The sequence below is a fragment of the Streptomyces sp. JHA26 genome (genome assembly GCF_002005565.1).
Classification (GTDB): Bacteria; Actinomycetota; Actinomycetes; order Streptomycetales; family Streptomycetaceae; genus Streptomyces.
In genome coordinates, this window is sequence record NZ_BDJC01000072.1 from 1 (window position 1) to 11,839 (window position 11,839).

The following is an 11,839-nucleotide window of genomic DNA, read 5'->3' on the forward strand; positions in this document are numbered from 1 at the left end:
GGAAAGCTTGATGCCGCTTCTCGTCGGATAACCGTGCTTGGTCCGTCATGTCGATGAGGCCGGTGAAGCGCTCCTCGATCGCCTTGCGGACGTACCCGACGTGCAGTTTACTCATGCCCCACTCCCGTCAACGCTCCTGGCCAACGAGACTCTATCGGGGGGAAAGAACCTTGGTGTTCCCGTTGCTTCACCCGTTGGCCGGGGGGATATTTCGCGTGGTCGTCGCAACGTTGCAGGGTTGATGGTGCGAGAGCGCCAGCGAAGGCAAGGGCTGGGGTCTGCCAGCGCAGGGTCTCGCGGGGTTGGTTACTGCGGTCCGTGGGGGCTCCATCCCTGAGGTACGGCTTGAGTTCCTCCGGCGTGGGTTCGTGTGTGTGCGGCATCTCTGGGAGCCTACTCAAGGGGTCGATCGACCTCACGTACCCCCTTACCCATTGCAGCCAGCGTCGGGCCGATCCCAGAGCCGACTCGTCCGCAGCACCGTCCAACTCGCCGATACGGCGTTCCAATGCCGTGCAGTACGCACTGAGCACAGCTGCCTCTTGCCAGCACCCGGCCTGTTCACGAAGCACCTGGGCAAGTTGTTCGCGGACAGCCTGTTCCCTCGCTACGTCCATGGCAACCTGCCAGCGGACCTCACGTTCTGCCCTGGCCTGCTGTTCATCCTGCCTGCGCCGAGTGTCGTCCCCCGCTCGTGCCTCGATCTCTCCAAGGATCACACCCAGGGCTTCTTCAAGCGTCCGGGTCTTCCGATCCCGCCAGCGACCGGGCCGATCAGTCAGGCCATGGGCGATCTCTACGACGAGCCGAGCGGAGCGCTCCGGATCTGTGGACTCCGGGAACTCCTGCCTGACCGTGACGGTATACGCGAAGTCGTCCACAGCGACATCCACTCCCCCTTCGCGCGGGTAGAAGGACGACCCGGCCTTCCGCACCTCGTGGCCTCGCCGGACTGCCTCAGCCGCCAGTCCCTGCAACAGCAGGAGCGACCTTCGGCGCAATGTTGATGGCATCACCAACCGGCTCTCGTCGTCTTTGAGCGCGGTCACCATCGGATGCAGGTGCCCCAGTCGTGAGGGGACAGGAACCAGAGCCCTGCCCTCCTTCGGCCGCTGACTCCGCGCGTTGGGATGCGGTCCCTCCGCCAGGAACAGCTCCAGCCCCGGCCCACCGTGCGGGACCTTCTCGATGCGTTTACCTGCCGGTTCCAGGCCGTGCCGCTTCGCATAGTTGACGACGCGCCGCCATTCCGCAAGCTCGTCGTCATCGTGATCATTGATCCGGACGCGGCCCTCGGTGACGAGCCGCTCAATCAGCTCCTGTGCCTTCGCCCGCCGGGCTCGCGCGACAGGCCGCTCGCCATAGGGCATGCGAAAGTTGGCCGGCACCGCCGGCTCACTGTCGTCGGAGGCCGAAGAGTCGTCGTCGATCATCAGGACCCCTTGGGTCTTTTCTGGGAACCCATCAACCGGCACGAACGGGAAAGAACCGAAAAGTTATTCGCACAGGTCAGCGACCATCACACGCCCATCACTGCAGGTCACGGCGCTCACTGATCTCTTCCGGACATCTGACCAGCGGGACTCAGTCGGTCTGCACCCAGCGTCGCCTGCCCTCGTCGCACCAGCGGTGCTCGCCACCCTGACACAGTTTGACCTGCCCTACAAAGCGCCTGACACCCCATCAGAACGAGCGTCAAATGAGCGTCACGAGCGTCATTTCAGCGTCAAGATATCGCCCGTAACGCCCACACCGCACATAATGCGCACGCACAAAACCGCAGGTCAGGAGCCCTTCGCGGCCGGTTCGAGGATGGCGACGCACTCCACGTGGTGCGTCATCAGAAAGATGTCGGCCTGAGGCATCCGCAGAAAAGGCCAGGTCAGAGGCGTTTCTCGGCTCGCTGTGCAGCTTGAAAGCGGCCAGAGCGTCAGACGAGCGCCATCACGCCCTCAGGCACACCCGCCTGCCCTGGGTCGGCTACTGGGCCGCCCGAGGAGGACGAGCTCACATCGCCGGAAACAGACTCGCCAGTAGTCCGCTTCCCTGGGGAGCCAGTGACCAGCGTTCCCGGTCCGCCTCGAAGCCGTGGTCCGCCTCCTCAGCCGGAGCCGACTCGATAGCCCGCTCCTGTGGCGTCCGCAGCGGCAGAACCGCCCAGCAGCGCTTCCCGCGGGAAGTGGTCTCGGCTCCCCGTATCAGACTGAGGTCCTCGATCAGGGCGAGTCCCCGCCCGCACTCGTCGTCCGCCTCCGTCTGCCGAGGCCGCGGCAGCTCCCGGCTGTCATCGAGGACCGCGACGACGACCATGTCGTGCACCAGCGTCAACTCGACGGTCATGGGCCCGCCCGCGTGCCGCAGCCCGTTGGTGAGGAGCTCGGAGGTCACGAGTTCCGCGCTGAAGCGGAGCTCTTCCTCGACCGGCCCTCCCCACCAGCTCAGCGCGGTGGAGACGCGGTGGCGGGCGCGGTGAACCGCGGCCCCGGTCGCTTCGACGGTGAAGCTGATGCAGGTGTGAGGCATGATGTCGCTCCTCGATGGCGGTGCGCTTCAGGCTTCCGCAGTCGCCTCTGCGGACCAACACGCAGGTCCGAGATTTCCACGGCGGTCACCCGGGAACAACCGGCCAGGCCATACCAGAGGCTCCGGCTCATCCATAACCCTCGGGCTACTGGTCGACCGAAGGCGTCAGGCCGTCCCGGATTCCCCACCGCCTTCCTCCTGGCGCATAATGGAACTCTGTTCGCCCGGAGCGAGGTGCCCCCGTGGAACTTGAGCTGCGCCACTTGCGCGTGCTGTGTGCGATAGCCGACGCGGGGGGCGTCGGCCGGGCTGCTGCGGCGCTCGGATACACCCAGCCGGCGATGAGTACCCAACTGCGCCGCATCGAGGGGCTGCTCGGCGAGGGGGTCTTCCTGCGCAGCAGCGCGGGCGTGGAGCTCACCGCCTACGGCGCCCAGGTCGTCGGCCGGGCCCGGGAGATCCTGGCGCTCTCCGACAATCTCGCACGGCTGCGGCCTCCCCGCTCGTCCGGGGCGACACGTCGGCTTCGCCTCGGGGCCATCAACACACCGGTGGTACCCACCTTGCTCGACGTCCTCCGTGAAGCCTGCCCCGATCTGACCGTCTCGGTCAGCAGTGTGTACGCGACCGGAGAACTCATCGATCTCCTAGAGGCCGGCGAGCTCGACGTCGCCCTGGGTTGCGACTACCCAGGGCTTCCTCTTCGACACTCTCCGAAGCTGGACCACCGAGCTATCAGAACCGTCCCGGTGTTCGTGGCCACCCCTGCCGATCACCCACTGGCGCACCGGCTGGAGGTGTCCTTGGCCGACCTGTCGGAGGACGCGTGGTTCGTCTCCGCGGACGACGGGGTGGGCTGGCCCGGCGCCTTCTACGACGCTTGTGGGGCCGCGGGATTCAGGCCCGCCGTCACCCACGAGTTCCACATGCTCGACCAACTGCAGTCGATGATCGCCAAGGGTCTGGGGGTGGCCGCCGTCCAGCCCACCATGCGCCCGGTGGGCGGAGTACTGGTCAAACCCCTCGCGGGGGATCCGCTGTGGCAGCGGCATCTGCTCGTCTGGCGGCGGGATTCGGTCGAGGCGTCGGCCGTCGAGGTGGTGCACCACCATGCCGTACGCGCCCACTGGCAACTGCTGTCGCAGGCTCCGCACTTCCAGAAATGGGTGACGCGCGCATACGCACCCGCCCGTCCCACGAACGGAGCCGGAAAGGCGCTCCCCGGTACGGTCTGATCGGCCGACGGGTTCCACCGCGCTGCGGCATGCACGACGTGCCACGCCCCCGCCCCCACTCCGCTGGGTGGCGGACGGAGCGGAGCACGGGGAAGGACGCCGACCGCGCGTGCGGCGGTCGACGTCCTCCTGATGTGCACCGGGGCGGCGTACTCACGGTCCGCCCGGGCTGCTTAGCCGGCCAGCAGCGTGACCCCGCGGTCCGCCAGTGCTCGGCTGATCGGTTCGTGGATCATGCCGCATCCGCTGTTCGGCCCTCCGCTGAGGATGCCGTGGGCCGTTGAGCCGTCGTAGACGCCGCTGCCGCTGTCACCGGGAGCGTCGCATGCGGTGGACCAGGTCATGCCGGTGAGGGTGCGGCCTGGGTAGGAGACCGTTGCGTTGGTCTCGGTGATCTGCCCGCAGGTGTAGCCGGTCGTGGAGCCCTGCTTGCACACGTACTGGCCGACGTAGTCGTAGTCCCAGTTGGTGATGCGGGTCGAGGGGTAGACCCAGCCGCGCGGCTGCCAGAAGCCGGGGTCGTCGACCCTGACGATCGCGGAGTCGCCGTAGTAGCCGAAGGTGTAGTCGGCGACGTGACCGACCCCCTGGTAGCCGTAGCTGTAGGTGGGGACCTCCCAGTACGAGCTGTCCTCCGCACAGTGGCCGGCGGTCATCATGTAGTAGCTGCTGCCGCTGTACGCCATGAAGGCGCTGGAGCAGCGGACGTTCGTGCCGTAGATGGCCAGGCCCGAGCGCAGCGGGGGGTCGCACGAGTACTGGCCGCCGCAGTAGAAGGGTTCGGAGGCATGCGCGTAGGTGCTGACCTCGAGGCCATCGCCGAGGGTCCGCTTCGCCCACTCCACGACTGCGTGCTGGGCGGGGGTGAGGGTCTTGCCCCGTGGCAGGTCCAGACGAACCTTGTTGTCCTGCACCACCACCGCGGACTGCAGGCCGTGGGCGGCGCCCTTGTTCGCTGCGGCGATACGGTGGGCCAGTCCTGCGGACATGCGGTCGAGTTGCCGCAGGCTGCGGTCGACGACGACGGTGGTCGTGTCGGGTGCCTGAGCCTGCGCGGACCGGGCCTCGACGAGGGCCGTGGCCGTCGACCGGGTGACGGCGACGGTCAGCCTGCCGCCGTGCTTCTGGTCGATCCAGGCTCCTGCGAAGCGGGAACCCAGGCGCTCACGCAGCGCTGTTGCGACGCCGGTGAGCCGCTCCTGCCGCAGTACGCGCCGCTGTGCCTCCTGGGTGGAGATGTGCTGGTCCGCTGCGAGTTGGCCGGCCGCGGCCTGTTGCGAGGCGCTGAGCCGTGACGTGCCCTGGTCACCGCTGCCGACGGCGGGTGTGGCGAGTGCGCAGGTAAGACCGACGGACATGATGAGGGACCACATGGCGCAGCGTCGCCTGCGTGCGGGTAATGACTTCACGCTCTGCCTCCTGGGAGGTAGGGATGCCCGTGTGCGGGCGGGCGATGTGTTCTCGGTCCGGGGCGACGGAGGTCTCCCCCCCTGCCGCCGCCCCGGACGCCGCCCGGGGCGGGGAGAGCCGCCCCGGGCCGTCGTGAGGGTCGTGCCTTGGTGCGGAGCCGTGGGTCAGTAGGCGGAACTCACGGTGACGCCGCTGAAGCTGCTGACGGCGTGCAGGCTGATGTAGTTGGCGCCGGCCGGCGGGTTGGTGATGGTCAGGGTGTGGTTGTTGCCGGCTCCCGTGGCCCGCTGCGTGTGGCTCGTGGTGCCGGGCCAGCCGCTGGTGCTGTAGTACAGGTCCGCGTCGCCCGTCCCGCCGGAGGTGGTGATCTTCAGCTGGGTGGTGCCGGCCGGGACGTAGAGGTACAGGTAGGCGTAGTTGCCGGTGGTGGCGGACTGGTTGCCGCGTTGGCAGTTCTGGCCCAGTTCCCGAGTGTCGGTCCCGGTGCATTCGGTGCCGCCGCCTCCGCCGCTGCCGACGGTGACCGTCCTCGTGGCGGTGGCGGTGGCTCCCTTGTCGTCGGTGACGGTCAGCTTGACCGTGTAGGACCCGGCCGACCCGTACGTCTTGACGGGGTTGGTGGCCGTGGAGGTGGTGCCGTCGCCGAAGCTCCAGGAGCGGGAGGCGATGGTGCCGTCGGCGTCGGTGGACTGGTCGGTGAAGGTGACGTTCAGGCCCTGGACGGCGGTGGTGAACGCGGCGGTGGGCGCTTGGTTCCCGGGCGGGTTGGTGCCCCCGCCACCGCAGTTGCCGGCCGCGCAGGCCGCCAGCCAGGTGTACCAGTCGTTGTCGTAGCGGGTGCCGATGGTGCCGGTCAGGTAGCTGCGGGCGGCGTTCCAGTTTCCCGCGCGGTAGTAGCTGAGGACGGTGTCCATGTCGGCGCGGTGGTTCTCGAGCATGTACCGCACGGCGAGGTAGCCCCAGCGGTAGATGCGCGTGGTGTCGTGGCTGTACGTGGTGTCGAACAGGGTGCTCAGCGCGTACGTGCGACGCCCCGCCTCGGTCGTGGCCTCGGTGTAGGGGACGCCGCGGTAGGAGTAGGAGACGTACTCGGCGAAGCCTTCGACCCACCAGATGGTCGGGGTGGTGATGTTGGCGTTGAAGTCGCCGTACATGTCGAAGCGGCCGTCGAGGTAGTGGGTGTACTCGTGGTTGAGGTTCCAGATCTGGAAGTTCGGACGCAGCCACTCGGCCTCGTAGGCGATGAAGCGCGGCTGGTTGCCGGCCGCCGACGGATTCCCCTCCAGGTACATGCCGCCGTTGTTGGTGTCGATCCCGTACATCGCGCCGGCGTAGGTCTGGTAGTCGGTGCTGGAGTCGAAGACCACGACCTCGATGGTGCTGTTGTTGTCGTTCGCGACGGGGCCGTTGTCACGGACCACGTTGTGGAAGTAGGCGTCCTGGTTGCGCAGGCTGCTGCAGCTGGAGGACAGCTCGCCCGAGGTCATCTGCTGCGCCTTGATGGTGATGCTGGAGCTGCATGGGTAGGTCACCGTCAGGACGGAGCGGGCCAGTTGTGCCTGGAGGTCGCAGGTGCCGTAGTAGGAGCAGTTGGCCTTGTCGTAGTAGTCGGTCATCTCGGCGACACCGACCCACAGCGGGGCCGTCCGGCCCTTGATGGAGCTGGAGTTGAGCAGGCCGCCGGCCAGAGGGCTGACCTTGGAGCGCAGTGCGGAATGCTGCAGGAACCGGCCGAGTTCACGTCCCGCGTTCGACGTGAGGTAGGACTGGTCCGTTCCCAGCAGCGCGAGGTGGCCGCTCGCGAAGTTGTAGAGCGCGTCGATCAGGCCGGGGTCAGACTGCACGGCACTCACGAACGCGGGCACCTGGTGACCGCGGAAGGTCACCGTGTACACGTTGTTGACCGCGTTGAGCATCCACCACGACGAGTTCCAGGTGGAGTCGTAGTCCGCCAGCAGTCGCTTGACGACGTGGATGTAGCGGGCGTTCTCCTCGGCGCTGTCGATGAGCGTGACGGCCTCGGCGAGCGTCTCGCCGTTGGCGTCGTTGACGTCGCGGGAGTGCGGGCTGGCGAAGAAGGCGTCGAGCCCGGCGCGTATCGCGGTCTGCAGGCTGCTGCCGTAGGTGCCCACCGTGCCGGCGTTGTAGTAGTGCACGTAGTAGCCGGCGCGCAGGTAGAGCACGAGCTGCGGCATACCGGTGGAGGCGTTGCCCGGGTAGGACGTCGAGCCGTCGCGCAGGGCGTAGGCGACCGAGGTCATCTGCGACTCACGGAAGGCGTAGTAGGCGTCGTTCCCGGTCAGGTTGAACAGGGTGTTGACGCAGTCGGTCGTGGACGCCTTGATCTGCTGAACCAGCGCGCCGCCGCTCCGGCTGGTGAAGTCGGAGACGTTGCACGCGGCGGCACGCGCACGGGAGTTGCCGGTCTTGCCGGCGACCGCCTTGTCCGTCGACTTCGAGGGACGGACCGGCGCCTTCGCGGTCTTGCCGTACACCTCCTTGAGCGCGTCCTTACTCGCGGCCACGGGCGGAAGCTCGGACGCCTTCGTGCGTCCCTGCGCGACGTGCTCCGTCTCGGCGGTGGGGGACTGCGCGACGGGCGGGGGTCCCGCGTGCTCCGGGTCGTCCGCCGCGACGTGCACGACGGACCCGGTGTTCCCGGCTGCGCCGGCCGGCTGCGACAGCAGGCCCACGCTCATGGCGACGGTCAGGGCCAGCGGCAGCGCCGCCCCCAGACCTCGCCGTACCAGTGACTTTCTCACAGCGCCTCCCATGAGGGATCCGGCCGTGCGGAGCACGGCCGACTGAAGGGGGAGAGGACGTGGGAAACGGAGTACCGCACTGCCACCTGACGGAAGACGAACGACCTCCCGACTTGGCATGGCCACGCCCTGCAACACGGAACATGGCACAGGTGACATTGCACAGGGAATGGCATCGAGGAGTGAGACCGTGGGCGGGACCCGCGCAAGCGGGTCCGCAGGACCACCGGAGACGAGGCGGAACGGCTGCTGAGAGGGGGTGCCGACCCCTGGCGGCCCTCTCGCCGAACGGGGCATAGCAGTTCCACCGTGTCAGTCATAAGACTTCGTTCCGGAAGTGCCGTCGGGCTCCGAAGGAAGCGACGCCTGCGCATACTTGGCCGACGCACTCTCCACCCAGGGGTACGAAAATTCCTGTTCGTCTCGATCTTGCGAGGACGAGCCTCATGAGACCTATTCGTGCGCACATCCGTGCGTCCGTCATCACACCCACGGTGATCGCCACGGCACTGGCAGCCGGTCTGCTGCTTTACCCGACGGACGACCAGGAGGGCACCACCATCAAGGTCGGGACGACGGAACCGCCGACGTCACTCGACCCGGCCGGCGGCTACGACTCCGGCTCGACCACTCTGTACAGCAATGTCTTCCAGACACTGCTGACCCTGGAGCCCGGAGTGGCGGAGCCCGTTCCCGACGCAGCCGAAAGCTGCTCCTTCACCGATTCCGGCCTACGCACCTATCGATGCCGGCTGCGGGATGACATCACCTTCTCCAGCGGACGCAGAATGACAGCCAAGGACGTCCGGTTCTCGTTCGAACGGGTCAAGAAGATAGATTCCGACGTGGGGCCGTCGTCCCTCCTGGACACCATCGAGTCGATGGACGCCCGCGACCGGACCGTCACTTTCCGACTGACCGCACCGGACGCCACGTTCCCCTTCAAGCTGACGACCGGGGCGGGCTCGATCGTCGACTCGACCACGTACCCGGCGGACTCCCTGCGCTCGGACGGCCGGATCGACGGGACCGGACCGTACGGCGTCGTCTCCTACGCGAAGGGCGAGAAGATCTCCCTCTCGCCCAACCCTCGGTACAAGGGCGCCGCCGAGAACACCGGCCGGCCGATCGAACTCCACTTCTACGACACCCCCGACTCACTCGCCCGGGCCTGGATATCCCACCGCATCGATGTCGCCCTCAGACAGCTTCCCCCCGAAATGCTCGCCGATCTGAACCCGAGCGATCCGGGGCTTCGCGTGACGGAGGCGCAGAGCGCGGAGACTCGAAACCTGTATCTCAACAACCGCCGCGGCAAGCCGTTTCACGACAGACGCGCACGGCAGGCGGCGGCCTGGCTGATAGACAGGGACCGGATTTCCTACGACGTCTACGACGGAACCGTGGACCCGCTCTACTCCCTCATCCCGACGAGCATCACGGGCCACACCACCTCCTTCTTCGACAACTACCCTCATAAGGACGCCGAAAAGGCACGCCGCCTCCTCGTCGAGGCCGGTGAGGAAATCCCGCTGTCTTTCACCTACGGTTACGCGGCGGGACGCGGATCAGCCCACGAGGAGGCTGCGGAGGTGAAAAAGCAACTAGAGGCCGACGGGCTGTTCAAGGTGACCCTCAGAGGATATGAATGGGACGAATTCCAGAAGAGCTGGGCCGAGGGAGAGCTCGACGCCTACGCCGTCGGCTGGGTCGCCGACTACCCCGATCCCGACACCTTCGGCGGTCCTCTCGTCGGCACGGACGGCACCATGGCGACGGGGTACGGCAGCAAGGCCGCCGACCGGCTGATCACGAGCAGTCAGCGCTTCGCCGACCGGAGCGACGCCGAAGCCGACCTCGAAGCCCTTCAGCGGATCGTCGCCCGCGACGTGCCCGTCGTCCCGCTGTGGCAGGCCAAGGACTTCGTGGTGTCCGGGGAGGACGTGGGCGGCGGCCAGTACGCGGTGGACGGCACCGGGCTTCTGCGCCTGTGGCGACTGACCTGGATCTGACGGCTCGGACCTGACCCGACCGGACGGGGACGTGCGGCTGTTCGCCGGGGTGCCGGGACCGCTCCGGCCGCGGCGCCGAGGATTCCGACCGGTCTGCCACCGTATGCGCTCCGCGAACACCACCACAGGCTCTCTCAGTGCCCGGCGATGAGTTCGACAGCGACCACGCCAAGACCGATCACGGCGTTGAGTACGCCGGCGATCAGGGCTCCCAGACGCCCGGCGCCGACACGCAGCCCGCCCACGAAGCCCCACCGGGCCGGCGCCGCCACCTCACTGACCACCGAGACCCACAACGCCGTGTCCAGGGCGAGAACCCCCAGGGCGGACAGGGCGATCAGCAGCGCCGGTCCCAGTGCGCTGCTGAGGAGAGGGCTGCTGGTGAGCAGCGCGTGACGGGCCTCGGGTCCGTCGGGCCGGCGCCCGTGCGGCGGGACGGTACTGGCGCTGGCGCCGTTGAACCGCAGGAAGACGCGCATGGCGAGCCAGGCGGTGCGCTTGTTGCCGTCGATCAGCGCGTGATTGCGGGCGACGGAGTGCAGTAGTGCCGCGGCTTCTCGTGCAGGGTGGGATACAGCTCGGCTCCGAAGACGTTCGTCCGGGGCCGTTCGATCGCCGACACAAGGAGGCCCATGTCACGCACGCTGTGCTCGGCACCGTTGACCGTGCGCACGATGGCCAGGATCTCGTCGATCTGGAGGTAGCGCACGCCGCTCACTTCAGGTAGTCCAGAATCTCCGCATCGCTGTCCATCAGACCGGCCAGAACGTCATCGACCTTCAGCTCGGCCCGGTCCCGGGCATCACGAATGGCCCCGATGGCAAGTTCCTGCTTGCTGCAACCCTCCCCACGAGCCCGCTCCGTAAGCTTCGTGTCCAGGTCGTCGGGAAGCCGGAGTGTCATCGCCATAAGGTCATGATGCCTGCCTGGTATCACGCGCCACCGTCGAGTCTCGTGCCCTAAAAGCGCTGGTGCCCCCCAGAGGCCGGGTGACCAATGAGCGCACCACGAACGTCAACGCACTGAACGCGCTGGTTCGGGTCGTGGACCTCGTAATCGATGGGCGTCGGGCACTGACCGGTCGGCCGCCCGGTGGCAAGATCGGATGAGACGAGGCATGAGCCACCAGCGGTCTGCGTCACGGTCCGGTGCGGCTCAAGATCCGGCTCGTTCTGCCGGGGCTTCGCTGTCGACGGGCCTGCGAGCCGCCTGGACGGGGTGCGTCACGGGTGATGTGGCAAGTCGTCATCCGCGAGCAGTCGACGCGTCGCTCCGGCCGCGAAGTCGGACACGGTTGTCAGATCGTCGCCTTGGTCGATTCTGCGGATGCACGCATCGACGACTGCTTGGACCACCGCCACGGTCAGCTCGGGCTGTGGCTGCCCCAGTTCGCGCACGACCCGGGCGAGCGCCTCGTGTAGCGAGATGTGCAGATTCCTCACCCGCTCCCGCGCCGACGGGGAGAGCGAGTCGCGCGAGAGCGCGGCCCGCCAGCCGTGGGTGCCGCGAGCTGCCTGTTCGAGGTTGGCCCTGACGTAGGCGGCAGCCTGGGCGGCGGGTGTGGTCTCGGCCGCGATGGCCTGCTCCACTGCGTCGATCCAGGCGGGGAATTCGCGGGTGACGACGAGTTCGAGCAGGTCGTCGATGGAGTTGAAGTAGCGGTAGATGCTGTTGCGGGCGATCCCGGCTCGCGCGGCAACCGCTCCGGCTGTGAGGGCTTCGGCACCGCCCTCTTCCAGGAGCTCCTCGGCCGCGTCGATCAGCTGCGCGAGCCGCTGCGCCCGGTGCTCCCGGACGCTGCCGGCTTCAATCTTGGGCATTTTCTCCGCTTCACCTCGGACGCTGTGCCGTCTCCCGCCAACCTACCCCCACGCCCGAGAGGCCGAGGGGGCGTGTT

8 protein-coding genes and 1 pseudogene are annotated in these 11,839 nt (G+C 67.6%); 2 read left to right on the plus strand and 7 right to left on the minus strand.

Going from position 1 to position 11,839, the window contains the following annotated elements:
* Positions 1–107 precede the first annotated feature (107 nt).
* The gene (locus tag JHAT_RS29860; protein ID WP_234353242.1) at positions 108–1,433 is read right to left on the minus strand and encodes a hypothetical protein; all 1,326 of its coding nucleotides are present in this window, start codon (positions 1,431–1,433) and stop codon (positions 108–110) included.
* A gap of 574 nt (positions 1,434–2,007) precedes the next feature.
* Complete coding sequence (locus JHAT_RS29865) at positions 2,008–2,523, minus strand: ATP-binding protein (protein WP_077801406.1); 516 nt, start codon at positions 2,521–2,523, stop codon at positions 2,008–2,010.
* 242 nt (positions 2,524–2,765) lie between these two features.
* On the opposite strand from JHAT_RS29865, the gene JHAT_RS29870 reads away from it, so the two are divergent.
* Entirely contained in the window at positions 2,766–3,758 is a 993-nt protein-coding gene (locus JHAT_RS29870) for a LysR family transcriptional regulator (protein ID WP_011030530.1), read from the plus strand.
* A gap of 173 nt (positions 3,759–3,931) precedes the next feature.
* Here JHAT_RS29870 and JHAT_RS29875 read toward each other — a convergent pair whose 3' ends face one another.
* Positions 3,932–5,167 carry a protease gene (locus JHAT_RS29875; protein WP_077801407.1) on the minus strand — a complete coding sequence of 412 codons (1,236 nt, stop codon included), beginning with the start codon at positions 5,165–5,167 and terminating at the stop codon, positions 3,932–3,934.
* 165 nt (positions 5,168–5,332) lie between these two features.
* Positions 5,333–7,930, minus strand: coding sequence for a collagenase (locus JHAT_RS29880; RefSeq protein ID WP_077801408.1), 2,598 nt, complete (start codon positions 7,928–7,930; stop codon positions 5,333–5,335).
* A gap of 446 nt (positions 7,931–8,376) precedes the next feature.
* On the opposite strand from JHAT_RS29880, the gene JHAT_RS29885 reads away from it, so the two are divergent.
* Complete coding sequence (locus JHAT_RS29885; protein WP_003973111.1) at positions 8,377–9,942, plus strand: ABC transporter substrate-binding protein; 1,566 nt, start codon at positions 8,377–8,379, stop codon at positions 9,940–9,942.
* A gap of 428 nt (positions 9,943–10,370) precedes the next feature.
* Here the strand turns inward: JHAT_RS29885 and JHAT_RS34800 are convergent.
* The 3 genes and pseudogenes from JHAT_RS34800 to JHAT_RS29905 form a co-directional block, all read right to left on the minus strand.
* Positions 10,371–10,660: pseudogene (locus tag JHAT_RS34800) on the minus strand (type II toxin-antitoxin system death-on-curing family toxin); the annotation flags it as partial.
* On the minus strand, positions 10,657–10,851 hold the full coding sequence (locus JHAT_RS29895; protein ID WP_003973114.1) for a hypothetical protein: 195 nt from the start codon (positions 10,849–10,851) through the stop codon (positions 10,657–10,659). The pseudogene JHAT_RS34800 and the gene JHAT_RS29895, both read right to left, overlap by 4 nt.
* Positions 10,852–11,165: 314 nt before the next feature.
* Positions 11,166–11,762: a TetR/AcrR family transcriptional regulator gene (locus tag JHAT_RS29905; protein WP_030864013.1), complete on the minus strand. Its 597-nt coding sequence runs from the start codon at positions 11,760–11,762 to the stop codon at positions 11,166–11,168.
* Between the last annotated feature and the right edge of the window lie 77 nt (positions 11,763–11,839).

Coding starts and splice junctions, on each gene's coding strand:
- JHAT_RS29905 (WP_030864013.1), bottom strand. CDS start 11,762: ATGCCCAAGATTGAAGCCGGCAGCGTCCGGGAGCACCGGGCGCAGCGG.
- JHAT_RS29885 (WP_003973111.1), top strand. CDS start 8,377: ATGAGACCTATTCGTGCGCACATCCGTGCGTCCGTCATCACACCCACG.
- JHAT_RS29860 (WP_234353242.1), bottom strand. CDS start 1,433: ATGATCGACGACGACTCTTCGGCCTCCGACGACAGTGAGCCGGCGGTG.
- JHAT_RS29865 (WP_077801406.1), bottom strand. CDS start 2,523: ATGCCTCACACCTGCATCAGCTTCACCGTCGAAGCGACCGGGGCCGCG.
- JHAT_RS29895 (WP_003973114.1), bottom strand. CDS start 10,851: ATGGCGATGACACTCCGGCTTCCCGACGACCTGGACACGAAGCTTACG.